Source organism: Microcoleus sp. SVA1B4 (genome assembly GCF_036700545.1).
In the GTDB taxonomy this organism is placed as follows: Bacteria; Cyanobacteriota; Cyanobacteriia; order Cyanobacteriales; family Microcoleaceae; genus Microcoleus.
In genome coordinates this window covers 45,652-67,379 of the sequence record NZ_JAUBPB010000012.1, presented here as the reverse complement: position 1 = coordinate 67,379, position 21,728 = coordinate 45,652, and the positions used below count along the sequence as shown (strand labels likewise).

The following is a 21,728-nucleotide window of genomic DNA, read 5'->3' as shown; positions in this document are numbered from 1 at the left end:
AATTTGCAACCTTTCCCCTAGCATAATTAGCAATTAGCAATTACTAAGTAGCAATTACCAATTACCAATTACCAATTACCTCATCAAAAATCCTTAGCAGCCATCAAAGTTTGCGGATCTGCCGCAAATGCCAGCCATAGCGGAAATTGCAGGATTGACAAACTAATTAAATCCTCAGTTTCATCAATGACAATTAGTGGCAATTTGCCATCTTTCACCAGTCGATCGGCTTTTTGAGCCAAAGCTTCCGCAGACTCAAACATAATAATCCCCCTTTCCGGGCCAAAATCGCTGCGAGTAATGCCCAAACAGTCCTGCAAACCCCGGCGCCACTCTCCCAAACGTTCGGGACTGTTGGCGAGCACCAAAGTCCGCACCCGTCCGCCGTAGACGCTTCTGAGTACAGAAATAATTGTCGAAGTAATCAAGATATTTTGCAAGCGCGAACCCATAGTCCGCAAAGCGCCCCTTCCTCCTTGGGTGAAAAACCAGTTAGAAACTCGTTCCGCGTGGATGGGTTCAAAAGTGCGGCGGAGTTGCCAAGGCGGGCCGTAGTAGTCGGGGACAGTGCGATATTGATCGAGGGTGCGGCGAATTTGTTTGGCTTGTTCTTGAAATCCCTGTTCGGCAAATTTGGGATTTACCGGTGCCGACGCAAGAGACTCCTCAGCAGCAGTTCGCTGTGGTGTCTCTTGCGTCGGCGGTGTCAAATCTAAGAGTTCGGCGGTAGCGGCCAAATCCTGCAAACTGCCTACTAAATAGTCTTTGAAACCCTGGACTCGAATTGCTAAATCTTGGGAAACGCCGGCAAAAGTGGTTCGCATTTCCTTCTGAATTCGATCGCGCCGGCGTTCTAGTTTTTCTACTTCGATTTGTAGCGCTTGTTTGCGCTGATCTAGTTGAATCAAGCCGTCTTGTACCAAACGCCCGATCGATGTTTGAGCCGCGCCCAACGCTTCTATAGCATTGGCTTTGTCGGCTTCCAAGGCGGCAATTTTTTCAGTCAAAGCTTGTTCTTGCTGCTGCAATTCTTTGATTCTCTCTGTCAACTGTTCGGTAACATTTTCTGGGATGGGCGTTACCATTTCTGCGGTTGCTGTTGGCTGGGAGTCTGTGGGAATCTCGATTTGAGCGATCGGACTTTCTGATTCGGCCTCGTCGGTGTTGGGCGCAATTTGGGCTAGTGCGCCTGCTTCGTCCACGAATTGGGCAATTTCGGCATCTTCCTCGCCCAGCGGCGGGTCTGTTTCTGCCGGGAGTTGGGCTGGCAGCTCATTTTCGTCGATCCACAAATCTCGTGTTTGAGATAGAAGTTGGTACTCCGTCTCATTCACGGGTAAATTTGGTTCGCCGTCACCGCTTGGGGCGGGTGGTTGTGGTTGCGGTTCTTGGGTTGGAGATTCGTCTGAATTCATGGGAAATTTTGTTCGGCGTGGGGCACAGAAAAGTTAAAAATTTAAAATTAACAACTTTTTTAGTCTTGACGGGGACAGCGCTGTTCTAAGCAGGTCTGTAGCATTTTACGATCGAACAGAACCGGCAGAAAGTGAATGCTGTTAATTTCTTTGAAATAGAACAAAATCGGCACCGCGGGCCAAAATATCCGCCAATTTTGCCATTCTCGGTAAGGAAAGCGACGGATTAAGTTGGACGATCGATAAATGTCCAAATCTGTTGGGGTAAATTGTAGCCGGATGGTGGCGGCTTGGTACATCAAAAACAAGCCGAACACAGAAAGTGGCAAACTCACCCACTTCTGCACGAACAGCAGCGGTACGGCCGCCAGTACCAGGACTAGGGGAATCGCATAACTCGGGGCGAGTTCGATCGTACTTGTCGGCGCAGTCGAAGAGGCTGTTGTAGTCACGGGTTTAAATCAAGGGTAGTAAACTAATGTTGCCAATTATTCATATTTTATCCGTTTCTTAGCTTACAAGCCTTTGAGTACGCTAGAGCCCGTGCCCTGAAACATCAGCCATGTCATCAAAAAGTTAAAGATAAAAATAGCCAGTAAAGCCGTCACCACCGCTGTGGTAGTCGATTGGCCGACGCCTTTTGCCCCGCCGGTGGTGGTCAAGCCCCAGCTAGTGCCGATTACAGCAATCAAACCACCGAATACAAAAGCCTTAATTGCCGCGCTGCAAATATCCCACAAACTCAGGAAATTGCGGACTGATTCTAAAAACACGCTTTGAGAGATGCCGTACATCGTCGTAGCAATCAGCAGTCCGCCGAGGATGCCGGTGACGAGACACATGATGGTTAAAATTGGCAGCATCAAGCAGCAAGCAATGACGCGGGGAATTACTAAATAGTCGATCGGGTCTGTTTTGAGCATCAGCAGGGCATCTATCTGTTCTGTTACCTGCATCGTGCCGATTTCCGCCGCAAAAGCCGAACCTACCCGTCCCGTCACGATTACCGCTGTTAAGACGGGGCCGAGCTCGCGAGTCAAAGACAAAGCCAAAACGCCACCTACGACATTGCCGGCACCGAGGTTAATAAACTCCCTCGCTACCTGAATAGTAAATACCATGCCGACAAAACCCGCAGTCAGCAAAGCAATCAGCAGAGATTCCGGGCCGACTGCTGCCATTTGGTCGATGGTGTTGCGACGGTGAATTTTGCCCTTCAGCAAGTGCAGCATAACTTGGCCGCCCAATAAAGCTGCTGCCAGCAACCGCCGACTCCACAAACTGAGGCTGGAAGATGTAGTGGTGCTCAAGGGGATTTCGAGTATAGAACAACTGCCAAAAATGAAATCTATCTACAAATCTTAAACAAGTTTTTTCTATAACATTTAAGATTTCTGACAGAACTGGCCACGGAGGGCGATCGCTGCCTATCGTAGAAAAGGACAAGTTTTGTTTGCTTGCACCTTTCGGCAGTTTAGCTGAATTTACTGACTCTTATGAGCATTTTTCCCAATTTTCTTCGCTCTGTACTGTTGACCAGCCTGTTGAGCTTTGTCGCCCCCTTATTGTTAATCGGCGGGGGATTGACTAGCTTTTCGCTGATTGGCTTCGTGCCTGCTCTCCAAGGAGTTGGTCGTTCTGGAGAAGACCTGATTTTGCAGTTCTTAGCTACTTTCGGCAGCGGCTGTCCCCTCCAGGGTTTTTTCGTCATCGGTCTAACTTTTGGTTTGGTGGGTGCTTTGTTTGATACCTACGCTTCTTATCAGCATTCGCGGTGGAGTTAATCGAACCTTCGATTTTAGATTTTAGATGGGAATTCCTCGATCGAATCTAAAATCTAAAATTGCTGGGTTCGGGTTGGATCGGATACCCGCCCCTTTTGATGATTTTACAATACCGATCGCGAATGTTCGGAAATGCGATCGGCCTTTTTGCGGAAAACCGAATCCCCCTGTTTCGGGAGCTGGAATATATTAAATACAAGTTGAGTCAAGTATTTCTCAACTTCTAAAAAGTTAAGAAATTCGAGGTATCAGTTATGGCACTTATTCGTTGGGAACCTTTGCGGGAAATGGACTCCTTGCAGCGAGAAATGAATCGGTTGTTTGATAGCTTGACACCGGCAACCGATCGCGCATCTAACGGTGTTGCTTTTGTACCTCCCGCCGAACTCGATGAAACTCCCGAAGCCATCCACCTTAAATTAGAAGTTCCGGGCATGGAAGCTAAGGATTTGGACGTACAAGTAACCGCAGAAGCTGTTGCTATTAGCGGCGAACGCCGTCTGGAAACTAAGAGTGAAGATAAAGGCATGACTCGCTCTGAGTTCCGCTACGGTTCGTTCCGCCGGGTGATTCCCCTACCCGCACGGGTTCAAAATGACAGCGTAGAAGCTGAGTACAAAAATGGAGTTTTGCACCTGAATTTGCCCAAAGCGGAAGCGGAAAAGAACCGCGTGGTTAAAGTGCAAATCGGCTAAGAAATAATTGTTGGCTAATTGCTGATAGATAGGGCGTGCGGTGCGCGCCCTATTTGTTTTGGGAATTGGTAATTGGTAATTGGTAATTGGGTCGAAAAGCATTGGGCATTGGTAATTGGCCATTGCGAGTTTGAGGAATGATTCTTCCTTTTTCCTTCTTCATTCTTCCATCCATCCGTTACATCCTCAGAAAGCGAATCCGTTGCCGAACTTCCTTGTTCCGATTCTTCAACCGTGCTAAACTCCAATAAGCAATGGTTGGTGAGGAGACTTGCGTGCCGAGTCAGGGAGTGGGAGGAAATGGAATTGCATCTGAGTTTGGAGACTTAACCGAGATGACTCGCCAAGAAGTCGATGATTTTTTGCGCGGACTGGGTGCTAAGGTAAAAATTTCTTCAGGAAATTATGTTGAATACAAATTTTCTGACAGGTCAAAAGTCATCATCCGCACTAATAGTGAAGTTGTTCGCCTGCCAGCACCGCGATATGGCTCAGATGGTAGAAGAATAAACTGGGGTTTGCGTCTTGACAAAGATGGTAGCGTACTCCAAACACGCGATGAATTTGGCAATCAGATTCCTGATACGCACATTACTGGAGAAAAAGTGAGTAATTAATATGCCTGATGACTACAACTTGCTTAATTTAGGTGGACTTACATCCCTCGTGAAAAATGTCAATGTGTCTTTGTGGGGGAATGAAGTATTACTGGAATGTATCTACGATCCTACAGGCGATCGATTGCCTTACTCTTTAGTTTTTCAAGACTGCCGAGAAATTATGTGGGATGTGCATGATGAAGAGGAAGTAAAAGAACCATTAGCTGATTTGATTGGTTTTCATTTAGGTGAGGACGCGCACCGGAAAGCAGCTTTAATTCATACTGACATTTTTGAAATTTCAATTTTGTACGGCCGTTTTAGCATTCAAAAGGGAGAAAACCTAAATGCTGAAGATTTAGAGACAGAGGTTTTGGTATCACAAGCGCAAGCAGTCGTTTAGTAATTTCGATTTGAGCTGTGAGATTTTAGATAAAAGAATTGGGAATGAGTTGATAAACAGAGGTTTTGGTATCACAAGCGTATTGCGTAGCTACTTGCAAAAGGTAATGTGCTAAACTCGAAAAGGCAATGGTTGGTGAGGAGACTTGCGTGCCGAGTCAGGGAGTTGGAGGAAATGGAATTGCATCTGAGTTTGGAGACTTAACCGGGATGACTCGCCAAGAAGTCGATGACTTTTTGCGCGGACTGGGTGCAGAAATCAGAACTACTAGAGATGGTTATGTTGCATATAAATTTTTTGATAAGTCAACACTAATGATCCGTCCTAACGGTGAAGTAATTAGAACGCCTGCACCGAAATATGGCTCAGATGGAAGAAATATCAACAAAGGTTTGCGTCTCGATAGAGATGGTAATTTATTGCGAACGAGAGACGAATTTGGTAATTTAATTCCAGGGACTCACAATACGGGAGAGAAATTAAATGAGTGATTGGAAGGATGACTATAACTTGCTTGGATTGGGTGGTTTTACATCTTTAATCACAAAAGTCAACGTATCTTTATGGGGAAACGAAGTATTAATTGAATGCGTCTACAATCCAGAAGAAAGATTGCCTTATATGCTGGAATTCAAAGACTGTCGCGATATCAGTTGGACTGTACACGATGAAGAGGCTGTGGGCGAATTGGAAGCTGAATTCTTCGGAATTTCTTTGGGTGAGTCCGAACACCGCAAGCCTGCGGTGATTACTACAGACATTTTTGAAATTTCAATTTTGTACGGCAGTTTTAGCATTCACAAGGGAGAAAACCTAAATTCTGAAGTAGCAGATTTAGAAACAGAGGTTTTGGTATCACAAGCGCCAGCAGTCTTGTAGCACTTGAAAAGCACCGCGCCGTTAAATTGCCAAGGCGTTAGTAATATTATATCGGGTAAAATAACTATTACAGGACTTACGCACTCCGACTCCTCAAAACTGTTTTTTTTACCGAATTTGCGGGTTTTAACGAAGTATTTTCGTAAAAAACCCGGTTTCTGGGCCCCCATGCGTAAGTCCTATATTATTAGGTTTGTAGTGAGGACTGAAGTCCTCATCAAAAATCTAAGGATGGAAGTCCTCACTACAAAAGAATTACCAATTTTTCAAAAAAGACAGTAGGTATTGTTGCCCGCCTCAGTTTACGATACTTAATAGAACTTTTTTCCCAGATGAGGTAAAACACAATGCCTGATATTGTTGATATTGCCGTAGGTGCGGGTTCGTTCCAAACCCTCGTAACAGCCGTGCAAGTAGCTAATTTAGTAGATGCGCTCAAAAGTCCGGGCCCTTTCACTGTCTTTGCACCCAATGACGATGCTTTTGCGAAATTGCCGCCGGGAACTATCACAACCCTAGTGCAGAACGTTCCCCAACTGACTAGGATTTTGATGTTTCATGTCGTCTCCGGTAAGTTTATGAAAGCTGATTTGGCAAAACTCGGTTTTGTTACTTCCTTGGAAGGTTCGCCGATTAAAATTGATTGTTCTGACGGTTTTGAGGTTAAAAATGCTACAGTTGTTGCTGCGGATATCGAAGCAGACAACGGCGTCATCCATGTGATCGATAATGTGATTTTAATGGGCTAGTTTCACCGTCCATTGATTTTCGATTTTCGATTTTTGATTGACTCTACAGATGAATTTGAGGGTTTGAACTTTGGTCTAAATTTTTTTGGTTTAATCCACGGAAGTCTGGATATTGCATCTATCTTTAGGTGTGATGTTAAGTCGCAGCGGGAGCGAGAGCTTGCATTGAGCAGTGTCTCTTTGCTCCCGATCGCACGCTTTTTTTTTATCGGTTGAAGGTAATTTCAATATCAAAAAGTTGTCTTTTCGGCGGATATATTTTAAGATGATTGTTTACAAAAATTTGAAAATCAATAATTATTATAATATAAGCAAACCAGCGTGGTGAGCACTATGCAAATCCTAGCCGCCAGCCTCAAAGCAAAAGTCCGCCAGCGTACCTTGGAACTGCAAGTTCTCAACGAACTTACGGAGAAAATACAACTCGCGGCTGGCGCTGATGAAATTTGGTCTGCGTGTCTGACACATCTCGATCGCCTCATTCCTGGCGCGGCGATCGCCATTTTGACGCCACCGGACGATCGAATATACCTGGAACACTTACAGCCGTTAAGTGCTAGCACCAAAGCCGAAATTGAAGGGCGCTTGCAAGCTGCTCGCGCTGAATGGCTCGCCGGCAATCGGGACTGGGCGCACAACATCGCTCTGCCACCAATTGCTGAGTTTCAGTCGGTATTGATGGCACCAGCCAACCTCGATGAAAGTGAAGAATTGTTGGGAGTATTTTTCATTGGTGCAGAGCAGGCAACTGCTTTTAATTTGGAACACCTTTGTTTGCTCCACACAGTCGCTCAAATTTGTACAAAAAAGTTAACTATCTTAGCAGCTAAAACGACCTGTGTCAAGGATAAAGTTAAAAATAATTGGGTTCTGGATTCGGTAATTCAAGAACTATTGGTGCGGGCTGTAATGGACGATGCCCCGGACAGAGTTTTTGCGAAAGATAGAAATTTTAGATACATTTTTGTCAATCAAAGTTTTGCTGAATATTTGGGGAAAAATGTTGAGGAAATTATCGGCAAAGATGATATTGAATTAGGGTTGTCAGCCGAATTAGTATTTGGCGATCGCAACGGCCAAATTAGGGGCATCCGCGAGGAAGATCGAGCTGTGCTGGCTGGGGAGAGGGTTCGCAATCCCTACCAGGCGATCGTCTTTGAAAGTGGCAAACAGCACGTCTTTGATACGCAAAAAGTGCCACTGTGCGATGCAGAGGGTAATATATTTGGGGTTTTAGGTTTTTCTAGAGAGATTGGTCAATTGCAGGCCACAGATGAAGCCAGGAATCAAAGCCAAGCCCAACTGCAAAAAATTACTGCTAGCGTACCCGGTACGGTATATCAAATTGACTTGCATCCAGACGGCTCGATGGCCTTCTCGTTTGTGAGCGCGGGCTGCCGAGAATTGTATGAAATAGAACCAGAGGCTGCTCAGCAGAATTTTAATGTAATTGTTGACATGATTCATTCCGAAGATCGAAATGATTTTCTCAACTCGGTGACGCTTTCTGCTGAAAACTTGCAGCCTTGGCGCTGGGAAGGAAGAATTGTCACTCCGTCGGGAAAACTTAAATGGGTGCAAGGAGCTTCCCAGCCCGAATTTCAAGCATCGGGGGAGATAGTTTACTACGGCTTGTTCACAGATATTAGCGCCCGGAAACAAGCTGAACGGAAGCTGCAACTTTATCAACAAATATTTTTGAAATCCAACGATGCGATCGCGATCTTAGACCCCCAAGGCTATTACTTAGAAACAAATCAAGCTCACACGGCTTTGCTGGGCTACAGTTCGTCTAAATTGTGGGGGAAAACGCCGGTAACTCACATGGGAGAACAGGCATTTGCCTCGGTAATGCAAACCTTGGCAGAAACTGGGAGTTACCGAGGCGAAATGACCTTTATTAAGGCTTTGCCAGAAGGAACAGTTGAGGTGGAGCTTTCGGCTTTTGCGGTTCTCAATGATGCTGGGGATGTAGTTTGTTACGTAAATGTCAAAAGAGACATCACCGAACGCAAGCGAGCTGAGGAAAAACTAAAACTTTACCGAGAAATATTTTTAAATTCCAACGATGCGATCGTCATTATCGATGCTGACGGGTTTTTCGTCGAACAAAATCTTGCTCACCAAACGCTTCTAGGATACACAGACGCGGAATTAGAAGCAGAAGCTTCGCCGCTGGTTGCGGGGGATCGCTTTTTGGCAATTGCCCAAAGTTTAGCAAAAACAGGAAGTTTTCGGGGCGAAATTATTAACTCCACTAAAAAAGGCCAGACGCTGGCGATCGACGTTGCGGCATACTCTGTGATTAACAACGCCGACGATGTAATTTGTCATGTCTGCGTCAAGCGCGACATTACCGAACGCAAAAAAGGAGAAGAAGAACGGCAAAAATTTGTGTCGCTGATTGAAAACAGCAGCGATTTTATCGGTATGGCTACCCTGAAAGGCCAAACGCTGTTTGTCAACGAAGCCGGACGAAAACTGGTCGGTGTAGAGAATCTTTCGCCAGTGCTTTATACGGAGATTTGGGATTATATTGGGCCCTATTTTCAACAGAAATTCAGTCAAGAGATTTTACCAACAATTATCAGTCATGGCCAGTGGCAAGGCGAAGGTCAAATGCAGCACTTGGGAACCGGACAACCCATTGATGTTGCGATGAATGCTTTTCTGGTCAAGCACCCTCAAACCACCGAACCGCTGTGCTTTGCTGCGGTAATTCGCGATGTCACCGAACGCAAGCAAGCTGAGAGAATGCTGCGGGAACAAGCAGAACAAGAACGGCTGGTTTCGGCGATCGCCCAGCGAGTCCGCCAGTCTCTCAACCTCACTCAAACTCTGAGCACTGCTGTACAAGAAGTGCGGCAGTTGCTGGCAACTGACCGCACGATAATTTATCATTTTGATTCCGAGGAAACAGCGATTGTGGTTGTGGAATCTGTAGGGGATGATTGGATGCCCCTGCTGGGCAGAAAAGTTCAAAGAACATCCTTTGGGGAAAATTTTGTATGGCTGTACAGTCCAGGAACAATTCAAGCAATGGCAGATATTTATACGGCCAATTTGAGCGAGGAACACCGAGATTTACTTGCTAGTTTGCAGGTAAGGGCTAATTTAGTTGTACCAATTTTTATAGGCGATGAAAGTCAGGGGTTGGCAGCAGAATATTCGCCAGAAACTCAAATGAACCCGCCGGGAAGGAGTTTGGAAACGAGTCAAAATCGGTTGTGGGGATTGCTGATTGCCCATCAGTGTAGCGCTCCGCGTGTTTGGACTGATTCTGAGATGGATTTGCTGGGAAGGTTGAGCGTGCAGTTGGCGATCGCCATTCAGCAATCTACTCTTTTTGAACAAGCGCAGCAGGCCCGAGAAGCAGCCCTAGAAGCGTCTCGAATGAAGTCGCTATTTTTAGCAAATATGAGTCACGAAATCCGTACTCCGATGAATGGAGTGATGGGGATGACAGATTTGCTGCTGAAAACGAATCTTACTCCCGAACAACTTGACTTTGTACAGACGCTGAAACTCAGCGGCCAAAATTTACTCTCCATCATTAACGATATTCTGGATCTCTCCAAACTGGAAGCAGGAGAAATGCGCTTAGAAACAATCGAATTTAACCTCAGTATCTGTGTGAATGAAGTGCTGGATTTGTTGGCAACTCCCGCACAAGAAAAAGGTATAGAAGTGGTGGCACTGATTGACAACGACGTGCCGCTGCAAATTAAAGGTGATGCAGCGCGGTTGCGGCAAATACTCACTAATTTGATCAACAATGCTATTAAGTTTACAGAAGCAGGAGAAGTGGTAATGGAGGTTGCTAATGCTAGTAATCCTGAGTTATTGGCAGCCACCGATAATCAGAAAATTTTAGAGAATATCGAACAGTTAAAAATAGAAAACAATGACTCGATGCTCCTGCTGTTTAAAGTGACAGATACAGGAATTGGGATTGCTCCCGAAGACAAAAAAAAGCTGTTTCAATCTTTTACTCAAGTTGATGCCTCTACGACAAGAAAATACGGTGGCACAGGTTTGGGGCTGGCTATTTCTAAGCAGTTGGTGGAGTTAATGGGTGGGCAAATCGGTGTGGAAAGTACCCCTGGCAAAGGCTCGACTTTTTGGTTTACTGTGCCGACAGTTACGGAAAATTTAACTGCTGTCGGGACAGCGTGCGAAGTGAATTTTGAAACGGTGCTGGCGGGGCGAAAAATGTTAGTTGCCAGCGACAAGCCGACTGTGCGGAAAGTGCTAGTGAGAATGGCTGTTTTGTGGGGAATGGAAGTTGAGGAGGTGGAAAACGGTTGGATGACGATCGCATCTCTGTACAAAGCTGTTAGCCTTAATTCCCCTTACGATATCGTTTTGGTTGATATTCAGTTGCCGGAAATGGTGGCCGGAAGTCTCGAACGCTTGAGGATTTCTGAGCCGGCAATGCAGCAGACGCATTGGGTGGTGCTGACTTCAATGACTCAGCTTGCAGAGGCGAAACGCTTGGTAGATAGCGGCTTTAGCGGGTATTTAACTAAACCTGTTAAGGCTCACCGACTATTTGATTGCTTGGCGAATGCGATCGCCCCGATGACGCTGATTGATGAGCCGCAGGCAAATTCAACGTCCAATCGAGCCTCAGCTATTGACAACCGGGAGTTAGCAAGTTTAAAGATTTTGTTAGTTGAAGATACTCCCATCAATCAAAAAGTTGGTCTCAATCAACTCAGAGTTTTGGGATGCACTGCGGATGTCGCCAATAACGGCGCAGAGGCGCTATCTATGGTTGCTCAGAAAAAGTATGACATTGTGTTGATGGACTGTCAGATGCCGGTTTTGGACGGTTATGAAGCAACGCTGGAATTGCGCCGCCGGGAAGCGGCAGATGCTGCTGGCAAGATGGAGCCACATCAAAAGACGGTGGTGATTGCGATGACGGCGAATGCTTTGAAGGGCGATCGGGAAAAGTGTCTGGCGGCGGGCATGGACGATTATATTAGCAAACCTATTGCGATCGAAAAGTTAAAATCGGTACTAGCAAATTGGTCGGCCAAGCTAAAAATTGGAACTCCCAAGTTTAATGGTGAGGAACTTCAAAATTCTGATCCCGATATCGAATCGGTAGTCGATATGGCACGTTTGCACGAAATTTCGGGCGCTGATTTAGAGTTTGAGCGGGAAATACTGCAAGCTTTTGTGGTGGATACTGCTAGTTATTTAGAAGCTGCTAAGGAGGCGATCGCCTTGGGAGATATGGAGACACTCGCCCGCCACGCTCATCAAATTAAAGGTGTCAGCGCTACGGCGGCGGTGCGGTTAATGCCCGATCTGGCAGATCGGCTTCAAAGTTTGGCCGAATCCAATGATTTGGAGGGGGCTACAAAAATCATTGCTGAATTAGAAATAATTCTGGCGAGGGTTCAAAAGTTGGTGGCTACCGAGTAATCAATCAATTTTCTTAAGGGCTAAAGAAATCCTCGGCGGTTGGAAACCGCGTCTACACAAACGATGTCCGCCTCTGCGGACTAAGAAATATGGAATTTTAGAGAAATGTGCGATGGCTTACGCCCCGCTACGCTACGACTCTTCAACCCGCGGAGGCGGGTTTTGTTTGTGTAGACGCGGTTTCAACCGCCGGGTTTCAAACGCCGGGGTTGGTGATATCTGATCCGGTGACATCGGAATCCTTCATCTCTTCCTCTGCATCAAGAGCGGTTTAATCCTTCCGATACAACCCGAATTGATATCAGTCCTCAAATCGCGTGTAAAGATTTTTAATCTTTTATCAAGATATTTATCTCAATGTGAAGGAATTGGGAACTCTTATAACATCTTGTGTGTTGTAACTTGTGACACTACTTTATTAAGTTATTGTGGTCAAATATAAAATAATCATTAAGCCGATGGTTATGAGGGTGCTTTTCGTCTATCGGCTTGAGACACCAAGACCAGCTTTTCGCTATGCCCGCCCATTAAGTGCGTATTTACGCTCAACGAGGTTTTATGACTCCAGTCATGTTACGCCAACTCTGGTCATTAATTGAGACCACCCAAGCTACTCTGTTAGTCAATTTAGACGATGCCACCCTGGTACAGTGGCTGCTGAAGCAGTTAAAGACAAACTCTGCGCTCAATGGCAAAGAAGCAGATTTGTTGGACGAATACATCCAGTCTCGGCTTTCCCTAATCCGCGATTTAGCTGAGCAGCGGCTGGCACCAGAGCTACTGTGAGCGGATTCAATCAAAATCGGATAAATATTCCAGGGAAGGGCGACGATCGCTCGCGCTGGGCAGAAATAGCAGAAAAGAAACCGGGTTTCAGGGATAAATCTGAGGTTTGACGACCATACCTCCAGCCAGAAACCGGGTTTCTAACTTTGGGCTCCCAGCTTGCTCAAAAAAAACAGGCGGGTAGTCAGGGCAGTTGCCGCACTGCAGCAATGGATGCAGAACGGCTAATTTGAAACCGGAAGCTGTGTAGATAGCCGATCGCCACAGTTCTGACAGCTACAAGGTAGGATTGTCAGGAAAGCGTTCTATTAAAATCTATGCGTAAATGGGGATTTCTGCTACTAGCAAGTGTGTTGTTTGTGGCACCGTTGGCATCTTGTAGGGATCGATCGGCACAAACCGGACAAACAACAGCAACAACTGCAGCAGGCGGCAACTCGCAACAAGGTTCCAGCCGGATAGATACAATTGTCAGCCGGGGCAAACTGATTTGTGGCATCAGCGGCGAACTGCCGGGTTTTAGCTTTGTAGACGAAACAGGCAAATATTCGGGACTGGATGTGGATGTGTGCAGGGCTGTGGCGGCAGCAATATTTGACGATCCCGAAAAAGTCGAGTACCGAAAACTCAACGCTAAAGATAGATTTACAGTTTTGCAGGCAGGAGAAATCGACATTCTCAGCCGAAATACCACCTACACCGCGAGTCGCGACAGCACTACCGGACTGGAATTTGCCCCGGTAATCTTTTATGACTCTCAAAGCATCATGGTCAAAAAAGACAGCGGCATCAAAAGTTTAAAAGATTTTGCGGGCAAATCTATCTGCGTGCAGACAGGTACGAGCACCGAACAAAATTTGTCCGACCAAATGCGAAAATTAGGAATTAAATACACTCCTGTGGTGTTTGAAGATGTGAATGCTACCTTTGCTACCTATCAAGAAGGTCGCTGTCAAGGTGTTACTGCCGATCGATCGCAGCTAGTCTCGAAGCGGACAACTCTGCCGAATTCCGAGAATAATGTTGTTTTGCCGATCGTGATGTCAAAAGAACCATTAGCCCCAGCGGTGAAAAGCGGCGATCCTAAATGGGCTGATGCGGTGAGATGGATCGTTTTCGCGGCGATTGAAGCTGAAGATTTGGGAATTAATTCAGGAAATGTAGACCAAATTGTGGCAAGCACTACAGACCCAAACGTCAAACGTTTGCTAGGAACAGAAGGAGATTTAGGTAAAGGTTTCGGACTCCCGAACGACTACGCCGTCCGCGTTGTGAAGAAAGTGGGGAATTACGGGGAAATGTACGATCGCAACCTCGGCCCCAAAAGTACACTCAAGTTAGAACGGGGTCAAAACAGACTCTGGAAAGATGGCGGTTTGCTTTACTCGCCGCCATTCCGCTAGTAAAGCTATGTAGGGTGCGTGACGGTAAAAATCCCCATCGCCAATCAAGTAACTATCAAGTCACGCACCAAAGCTATGTAGAGTGCGTGACTTGAAAAATCCCGATCGCCAATCGAGTAACTATCAAGTCATATCAAATCCGGTAGCATCGTCCTGTATTCATCTCTGTATTCTCTCCCTCTGCGTTCTGGAGCGCCCTCTGTGGTTAAATCATTCCGATGCAACCGGAAACGATATCACGCACCAAAGCTCAATCTCGCCTGGATTTGCCAGCAGATTTATCAAATATAATTTAAGTTATGAACCCAGAACCTCCACCGGGCAAAGCCCAGAGATTTCCCAATTTTAAAGATATATCAAAACTGCTGCGGGACGATCGCTTCTGGAAAATTGCCGTACAGGCGATCGCCCTAATTTTAGTAATAGTTGTGATCGCGATTCTCGCGGACAATCTGGGCGCCAATTACTCGCAACTGGGGATTGCATTTGGATTTGACTTTCTCAATTCCCAAGCATCCTTTGACATCGGCGAAAGCGTGATTCCCTACAGTCCCGAAAACACTTACAGACAAGCTTATTTTGTCGGTTTAATCAACTCGCTGCGGGTGATGGGTCTCGGCATTATTTTCGCAACAGTTGCGGGTTTGACTGTAGGAATTGCGCGCCTTTCCGACAATTGGCTGCTGCGGAGTTTGGCTGGTTTGTACGTAGAAATTTTGCGAAATACGCCGTTATTGCTGCAATTATTTTTCTGGTATTTTGCCGTTTTCATTTCCCTGCCAAAACTGGAAGACAATCAGCAGATGAGGGGGCCGATTTACTTGACAAATCGCGGCATTGCTGTACCAACAGCGGTGGCTTTGCCGGGTTTTGAGATTTGGTTGATTTTGCTAACTGTCGGAGTTTTGGCGGCCGTGGCGCTGTGGATGTGGCGGGCGCGGGTGATGTTGGAAGAAGCTAAGCCGGGAAGACAGTTGTTTTGGGCTCTAGGTGCGATCGGGCTGAGTGCAATCTTAGCTTTGATTATTACCAAAAATCTGCCTTTTCGTCTAGATGTTCCGCGCTTGACACCAGCATTGCAACTCGAAGGAGGATTAAAATTCACTCCAGAATTTGCAGCCTTGGTGACAGGGCTCAGCTTGTATACTGGCAGTTACATTGCAGAAATTGTCCGGGCCGGAATTCAGTCAGTATCGAGAGGCCAGTGGGAAGCGGGAAAGTCTTTGGGGCTGAAGTCGGGAACAATGATGCGGATGGTAATTTTGCCACAAGCTTTGCGGGTGATTGTGCCGCCTTTAACCAGTCAGTATCTGAATTTAGCTAAGAATTCGAGTTTAGCGGTTGCGGTTGCTTATCCCGACGTTTATTTTGTGGTGGGCTCTCCGACGTTGAATCAGACCGGTCGGGCGATCGAAGCAATGTTAATTATCATGGTAACATATCTAACAATTAGTTTGATAGTTTCTCTGTTCATGAATTGGTACAATAAAACTGTACAAATCAAGGAAAGGTAAATAGTTGAAATTTAATCTATTTTAATTGGAATCAAAGGAGAGCGCGTTAAATGGCGTACAGTGATTTTAGTTTAGAGGGCGCAGTCCAAACATTTGAATTAAAGTATTCGGAAGTCGCCGATTTGTTTGGCAAAGAACCCAACTTAGAATGCAGCCAACTACTAGCAGAAACTCTCAAGCGCAGTGTACCGTTAGGTCTGGCAAGTAACACCCAGAAATCCCGCGCTGAAATGATTACAGCACCAATTTTAATTGAACTTAGAGAACAATTTCAAAATCGAATTAGCTTATTTTCCGGTATTGACTTTAATGTTGACTCCGAAAGAGGCTTAGACGGTAGTTGCGATTTTCTGATTGGCAATTCATCAGGACTTTTGTTAGTTGTTGCACCAGTCATTATAATTGTAGAAGCCAAACCGGAAAATCTCAATAGTGAATTGGGACAGTGCGTAGCGGCAATGTTGGCAGCCAGAATATTTAATGAACGTGAAGGAAACGAACTTCCTGCGATTTATGGCGCTGTCACTAGCGGAACTATCTGGAAATTTCTCAGATTAAAAACCCAAGTAATTGAAATAGATTTGACCGAGTATTACCTCACAGAGGTTAATAAAATTTAAGGTATTTTAGCCAGTGCAATTAATAATTAATAATTAATAACCAACAAATAAAATGGAAACAATACCTGTATTACCGCCCCCAGCCACCGAATCGCCTACCCCTGGGAATTGGGCGCGCAAAAATTTATTTAGTACCTGGTACAACAGCATTCTGACAGTAGTTTGCCTAATTATCGCCTTCCAAACTATTAAAGGAATTATCGTTTGGGCAACTACCAAAGCTCAATGGCGCGTGTTAGAAGCAAACTTGCCGCTATTTTTAGCAGGAAGATTTCCCCGCGAATCCTACTGGCGGCTGTGGATAGTAACCGCCATAATTGCCTTGTTGGGAGGATTAACTTGGGGAAACATTCAGCGGCAAGAACGTCTTTGGAATCCGCCTTTACTAATTATACTTGGTGCTGCGGTTGTGGGTGCGGTCATTTCGCCGATCGACCTAACCTCTCGCCTCTACCTCTTAGGAATTATTATCGCAGCCGCCGCCAGCTATGCCATCGGAAGGCAAATTAACCGCAACCCCCCCTCGCCCCCCCTTGCTAAGGGGGGGTTGGGGGGGGTTAGCTGGATGCCTGCAATCTGGGTTCTTTCCTTCCCAATAGTTTTGTGGCTAATTAAAGGCGGCTTGGGTTTGACAGAAGTGTCAACAAATGATTGGGGCGGTTTAGTATTGACCCTGTTTTTAGCAGTTATTAGTATTGTGCTTTCCTTTCCTTTGGGAGTATTGCTAGCACTCGGCCGACAAAGTTCTTTGCCAGTTGTGAGACTGTTATCAACATTATACATTGAAATTATTCGCGGTTTACCCTTAATTGGCATTTTGTTTTTAGGTCAAGTGATGCTGCAACTCTTCTTGCCACCCGAATATCCGAAATTGGATAGAGTAATTAGAGCGATTGCTGGATTAACGTTATTTAGTGCGGCATACTTGGCGGAAAACGTGCGCGGTGGCTTGCAGGCCGTACCCAGAGGACAAATAGAAGCAGCTAGGTCGATCGGACTCAATACACCCCTGCTTACAATTCTCATTGTACTGCCTCAAGCACTGCGAATAGTCATTCCGGCGATCGGCGGTCAATTCATCGGATTATTCATGGATACATCCCTGCTGTCTCTATTCGGAATGTTAGAATTAATCGGAATATCCCGCGCCGTTTTAGCAAATCCATCCTATATCGGTAGATACGCCGAAGTTTACATATTCGTCGGCATCATTTATTGGATATTTTGCTACTCAATGTCCCTAGCCAGCCGCAAAATAGAACGAACTTTAGAAAAAAGTCATTAGTCCGCAGTCTGTAGGGGCGGGTTCACCAACAAAATATAACTCCCAACCAAAATATATATAAACCCGCCCCCTCCCAACCCAAATATATATAAACCCCCCTCCGCTGAAGTAGTCAACAGTCATCAGGCAATAATTATCCGTCATTATTTAAAGGACAAAACTATGCAAACTAAACCCACAATCCCCGAACAAGTAATCGTAGCCGAAAACGTCCACAAATGGTACGGACAATTTCACGTACTGCGCGGCGTCAGCATGACCGTAAACCGGGGCGAAGTCGTGGTCGTGATGGGGCCATCTGGTTCGGGAAAATCGACGTTTATTCGCACATTCAACGCATTAGAAGAATACCAACAAGGTAAAATTACGATCGACGGAATCGAACTTTCCCACGACTTACGCAACATTGAGACAATTCGCAGCGAAGTAGGAATGGTGTTTCAGCAATTCAACCTATTTCCCCACTTATCAGTCTTGCAAAACGTCATGCTAGCGCCGGTGTGGGTGCGTCGGTGGCCGAAGAAAAAAGCCGAAGAAGTGGCGATGCAACTGTTAGAAAGAGTGGGAATTTTGGAACAAGCAAAAAAATATCCCGGACAGTTGTCTGGGGGACAACAGCAGCGGGTAGCTATTGCACGTTCTCTAGCCATGCAGCCTAAAATTATGCTGTTTGATGAACCGACATCAGCATTAGACCCGGAGATGGTGCGCGAAGTTTTAGATGTAATGCGAAATTTGGCTCAAACAGGAATTACAATGGTGGTGGTGACTCACGAAGTTGGGTTTGCGCGCGAAGTTGCCGATCGCATTGTATTGATGGATGGCGGCGTTTTAGTTGAAGAAGCGAAGCCGGAAGAGTTTTTTCAGAATCCGAAGGAAGAACGCACGCGCAAGTTTTTATCTCAGATATTGTAACTGATTTTCAAGTTTAGTCGGTGGGTTTGGCGACGGTAGCAGCCGTCAAAATAGACATAATCAAGGTAAAATAAAAGAGTGTACAATCAGTCTCTATTTTGCTGAGATAGCTTGCAATGCCATCCACAAAAACTCTGCCGTTAGTTAAAGACTCGGAACGCCTAGAAAGTCGCCTCAAAGAAATCCCGGCGGTTCCTGGTGTATATTTAATGCGAGACGAGAGCGATCGCATCCTTTACATCGGCAAATCCAAAAAACTCCGAAACCGCGTCCGTTCCTACTTTCGGGAAAGCCAAAATCTCAGTCCCCGCATCGCGATGATGGTGCAGCAAGTGCGCGAAATTGAATTCATCGCCACCGACACAGAAGCGGAAGCTTTAGCGTTAGAAGCAAACCTCGTAAAACAGCACCAACCTTACTTTAACGTCCTCCTCAAAGATGATAAAAAATATCCTTATTTGTGCATAACTTGGTCGGAAGAATACCCGCGCATTTTTATCACCCGCAAACGCCGCGCAGGTAGTGCAAAAGACCGCTACTATGGCCCCTACGTTGATACAGGGGCCCTGCGGAGTACGCTGCATTTAATTAAGCGGATTTTCCCGCTGCGGCAGCGCCCTCAACCGCTATTTAAAGACCGTCCTTGTTTGAACTATGACATCGGGCGCTGCGTTGGCGTTTGTCAAGGGTTAACTTCGCCGGAGGAATATCATAAAATCATTCAAAAAGTAGCGATGATTTTCCAGGGAAGGACTCAGGAATTGCTGGATATTTTAGAACCCCAAATGGAAGAGGCAGCCGAAGATTTAAACTTTGAAACGGCGGCGCGTATTCGCGACCAAATTAAGGGTTTGCAGTCTTTGAGTGCGGGTCAAAAAGTGTCTTTGCCCGATGATACGGTTTCCAGAGATGCGATCGCACTTGCGGCAGACACCCAGCACGCTTGCGTCCAATTGTTCCAAATTCGCGCCGGTCAATTGGTCGGAAGATTGGGATTTATGGCGGAAATACCCAGGGCGGGCACGGGGGCACCGCCCCTACAATCGGGGGGGGAAGAGTTATCTGAACTTTCTCTTGCCTCCCCCCCTTGGCAAGGGGGGGAACGAGGGGGGGTAGAGGCCGGAGCGATTTTGCAGCGGGTGTTGGAAGAACATTATCAAAATGTCGAATCTGTAGAAATTCCCAGCGAAATTTCAGTGCAGTACGAATTGCCAGAAGCGGAAATATTAGCAGATTGGTTGAGCAATCGTAAGGGGCGAAAAGTTACCATTTTGACGCCGCAACGGCAAACTAAGGCTGAGTTGATTGAGATGGTTGAACGCAACGCTGAGTATGAATTAGCGAGAATGCAAAGATTGAGCGATCGCAATTCTCAAGCAATGCAAGATTTAGCAGAAATCCTCGATTTGCCAGAAGTTCCTCGCCGCATTGAAGGTTACGATATTTCTCACATTCAAGGTTCTGACGCCGTAGCTTCCCGCGTCGTATTTATTGACGGTTTGCCGGCTAATCAACACTACCGCCATTACAAAATTAAAAATCCTGAAATTAAATCGGGTCATTCTGATGATTTTGCTAGTTTAGCAGAAGTTATCGGTCGCCGATTCCGAGGATTGAAGGAAGAAGAAAGTTCGGCAACGGATTTTATAACGGATTTAACGGATAGAACGAATAAGGAAGAAGAATTTAGCGATTTAGGAAAATCGAAAAAAATCAGCAATTTATCCTCCGTTTCTCGTACTATCTCGGACAAACCCGACTTAATTATGATAGATGGCGGCAAAGGTCAACTTTCAGCAGTTGTGGCTGTTTTGCGGGAGATGAATTTGCTAGAAGAGTTGCGCGTTGTCAGTTTGGCAAAGCAGCGAGAGGAGATATTTTTACCGGGGGAATCTTTGCCGCTGCCAACTAATTCTGAGCAGCCTGGGGTACAATTATTGCGCCGGGTGCGGGATGAGGCGCACAGGTTTGCTGTGAGTTTTCACCGGGATCGCAGAAGCGAGAGAATGAAGCGATCGCGCCTTGATGAAATTCCCGGATTGGGACACCACCGACAAAAACAATTGTTGGCACATTTTCGGTCGATCGACTACCTTCGTTTAGCGACTCCCGAACAGTTGGCAGAAGTTTCTGGGATTGGCCCGCGTCTGGCGCAGCAAATTTACGATTATTTCCACCCGTAAAGTCTTACGCAGCATGGGAGACGGGGATTTTTGGGGCGAGGGGGCGATCGGGCCCCAAGTCCCGATTCAGCCACTGTGAGGGAGGTATTCAAAAATTTTGCACAGGCCTATTGCAATTCCCAGAGACTTGTGGTATGTTTAGGTTCTGTGTGCGGGCATAGTTTAGTGGTAAAACTTTAGCCTTCCAAGCTAACTATGCGGGTTCGATTCCCGCTGCCCGCTTGCGTCTATAAGAACCTAGAACCCTTGAGAAATCAAGGGTTTTGGCGTTTCTAGGGCTTAGCCTCTATGGTTGTACAAGGCGTTTTGGAGACAATTTGGAGACAATTTGGAGACAAAGACGGGCTGTTTGGAGACAAATTGGAGACAATTTTGGAGACAATTAAGTCCATAGCTCTGCCAATATGTCCAACACTGCCTCCATATCAGCCGGTTCCGCCCTCGACTTTTTACGTCGCCCTTTCACCTGATTGAGCAAGTCAGCCGGCTCTGGAAATTCTGCGACGGTCGGAGCTGAGTTTTTATTTGCTTCCCGATCGCGCCGTGCTTCCTTGAGCTCTTGCTCCAACATCTGCACCTTCAGTCCCAAATCGCCGTTGCGCTCGTGTAACTGATTCAGTTCTGCATCCCACTCTGTAAGCTGCTTATTGGCCGCTTTCAATTCCTGCCTGAGTGATTCATCGTTGCCATCACTCAGGCTCTCAATTTTCCCAGCCGTTCCTCAATCCCTGCTAATTTGGCCGCTAGCAGTGTGTCTAGCTTACTGTCTAGTAAGTTGTCTAGCACTGGTTCAATGTCCGAAATTTCGGACACTTGTGTTTGAGGTTGGATTTTTGGCGCTGATATTGCCTGGTTGGCCGCTATTTCCAGAGTGCGGACTACCCAAGCGTTGACGCTCAAACCCTCTGCTGCTGCGACATCTTTAATGGTTTCGAGTAAGTCACGGCGACCGTCTAGTCTCAAGTTAAGCTGGCATCTGTCTGTCATGTCTAGTATTTGTCTAGTGGTTGTCTAGTTAGATGCTAGCACTGTGTCTAGTATTTGTCTAGTGGTTGTCTAGTT

Annotated in this window: 20 protein-coding genes and 1 tRNA gene; 16 read left to right on the top strand and 5 right to left on the bottom strand. The window is 46.1% G+C overall.

The features are described from left to right. Positions 1–83: 83 nt before the first annotated feature. From QT987_RS08485 to QT987_RS08475, 3 genes are all read right to left on the bottom strand, one after another. Entirely contained in the window at positions 84–1,415 is a 1,332-nt protein-coding gene (locus tag QT987_RS08485; RefSeq protein WP_333238965.1) for a DUF3086 domain-containing protein, read from the bottom strand. A 59-nt stretch (positions 1,416–1,474) separates the two neighbouring features. Continuing rightward, positions 1,475–1,867 (bottom strand): DUF3119 family protein, encoded by a 393-nt coding sequence (locus QT987_RS08480; protein WP_333058028.1) that lies wholly within the window; start codon positions 1,865–1,867, stop codon positions 1,475–1,477. A 63-nt stretch (positions 1,868–1,930) separates the two neighbouring features. After that, positions 1,931–2,725 (bottom strand): MlaE family lipid ABC transporter permease subunit, encoded by a 795-nt coding sequence (locus QT987_RS08475; RefSeq protein WP_333238963.1) that lies wholly within the window; start codon positions 2,723–2,725, stop codon positions 1,931–1,933. A gap of 186 nt (positions 2,726–2,911) precedes the next feature. Between QT987_RS08475 and QT987_RS08470 the strand changes: the two genes are divergently transcribed. The 16 genes from QT987_RS08470 to QT987_RS08395 all read left to right on the top strand — a co-directional run bounded on the left by QT987_RS08470 (position 2,912) and on the right by QT987_RS08395 (position 20,888). Then, a complete protein-coding gene (locus QT987_RS08470; RefSeq protein WP_333238961.1) occupies positions 2,912–3,199 on the top strand; it encodes a hypothetical protein in 288 nt (95 codons plus the stop codon). Positions 3,200–3,453: 254 nt separating this feature from the next. Then, positions 3,454–3,894 carry an Hsp20/alpha crystallin family protein gene (locus QT987_RS08465; protein ID WP_333058031.1) on the top strand — a complete coding sequence of 147 codons (441 nt, stop codon included), beginning with the start codon at positions 3,454–3,456 and terminating at the stop codon, positions 3,892–3,894. A gap of 254 nt (positions 3,895–4,148) precedes the next feature. Next, the gene (locus QT987_RS08460) at positions 4,149–4,511 is read left to right on the top strand and encodes a hypothetical protein (RefSeq protein WP_333238959.1); all 363 of its coding nucleotides are present in this window, start codon (positions 4,149–4,151) and stop codon (positions 4,509–4,511) included. 1 nt (position 4,512) lies between these two features. Continuing rightward, positions 4,513–4,896 carry a hypothetical protein gene (locus QT987_RS08455; protein ID WP_333238957.1) on the top strand — a complete coding sequence of 128 codons (384 nt, stop codon included), beginning with the start codon at positions 4,513–4,515 and terminating at the stop codon, positions 4,894–4,896. A gap of 128 nt (positions 4,897–5,024) precedes the next feature. Next, positions 5,025–5,387, top strand: coding sequence for a hypothetical protein (locus QT987_RS08450; RefSeq protein ID WP_333205343.1), 363 nt, complete (start codon positions 5,025–5,027; stop codon positions 5,385–5,387). Further along, complete coding sequence (locus tag QT987_RS08445; protein ID WP_333238955.1) at positions 5,380–5,775, top strand: hypothetical protein; 396 nt, start codon at positions 5,380–5,382, stop codon at positions 5,773–5,775. The genes QT987_RS08450 and QT987_RS08445 overlap by 8 nt, the downstream gene beginning before the upstream one ends. Positions 5,776–6,122: 347 nt before the next feature. Beyond that, entirely contained in the window at positions 6,123–6,524 is a 402-nt protein-coding gene (locus tag QT987_RS08440; RefSeq protein ID WP_015178455.1) for a fasciclin domain-containing protein, read from the top strand. Positions 6,525–6,857: 333 nt separating this feature from the next. Next, the gene (locus QT987_RS08435) at positions 6,858–11,960 is read left to right on the top strand and encodes a PAS domain S-box protein (RefSeq protein ID WP_333239058.1); all 5,103 of its coding nucleotides are present in this window, start codon (positions 6,858–6,860) and stop codon (positions 11,958–11,960) included. 558 nt (positions 11,961–12,518) lie between these two features. Next, the gene (locus QT987_RS08430; RefSeq protein WP_015178453.1) at positions 12,519–12,746 is read left to right on the top strand and encodes a hypothetical protein; all 228 of its coding nucleotides are present in this window, start codon (positions 12,519–12,521) and stop codon (positions 12,744–12,746) included. 317 nt (positions 12,747–13,063) lie between these two features. Continuing rightward, positions 13,064–14,149: an amino acid ABC transporter substrate-binding protein gene (locus tag QT987_RS08425; RefSeq protein WP_333238953.1), complete on the top strand. Its 1,086-nt coding sequence runs from the start codon at positions 13,064–13,066 to the stop codon at positions 14,147–14,149. A gap of 299 nt (positions 14,150–14,448) precedes the next feature. After that, complete coding sequence (locus QT987_RS08420) at positions 14,449–15,663, top strand: ABC transporter permease subunit (RefSeq protein WP_333238951.1); 1,215 nt, start codon at positions 14,449–14,451, stop codon at positions 15,661–15,663. A 50-nt stretch (positions 15,664–15,713) separates the two neighbouring features. After that, on the top strand, positions 15,714–16,283 hold the full coding sequence (locus QT987_RS08415) for a hypothetical protein (RefSeq protein ID WP_333238949.1): 570 nt from the start codon (positions 15,714–15,716) through the stop codon (positions 16,281–16,283). A gap of 52 nt (positions 16,284–16,335) precedes the next feature. Continuing rightward, entirely contained in the window at positions 16,336–17,568 is a 1,233-nt protein-coding gene (locus QT987_RS08410; protein WP_333238947.1) for an amino acid ABC transporter permease, read from the top strand. A 162-nt stretch (positions 17,569–17,730) separates the two neighbouring features. Further along, on the top strand, positions 17,731–18,483 hold the full coding sequence (locus QT987_RS08405) for an amino acid ABC transporter ATP-binding protein (RefSeq protein ID WP_333238945.1): 753 nt from the start codon (positions 17,731–17,733) through the stop codon (positions 18,481–18,483). A gap of 116 nt (positions 18,484–18,599) precedes the next feature. Continuing rightward, the gene (uvrC, locus tag QT987_RS08400) at positions 18,600–20,666 is read left to right on the top strand and encodes an excinuclease ABC subunit UvrC (protein WP_333238943.1); all 2,067 of its coding nucleotides are present in this window, start codon (positions 18,600–18,602) and stop codon (positions 20,664–20,666) included. Positions 20,667–20,817: 151 nt separating this feature from the next. Beyond that, positions 20,818–20,888 (top strand) — tRNA-Gly (locus QT987_RS08395). A 160-nt stretch (positions 20,889–21,048) separates the two neighbouring features. Here the strand turns inward: QT987_RS08395 and QT987_RS08390 are convergent. Continuing rightward, the gene (locus QT987_RS08390; RefSeq protein WP_333238941.1) at positions 21,049–21,327 is read right to left on the bottom strand and encodes a flagellar alpha dynein; all 279 of its coding nucleotides are present in this window, start codon (positions 21,325–21,327) and stop codon (positions 21,049–21,051) included. A gap of 32 nt (positions 21,328–21,359) precedes the next feature. Further along, complete coding sequence (locus tag QT987_RS08385) at positions 21,360–21,653, bottom strand: hypothetical protein (protein ID WP_333238939.1); 294 nt, start codon at positions 21,651–21,653, stop codon at positions 21,360–21,362. Positions 21,654–21,728: the final 75 nt, after the last annotated feature.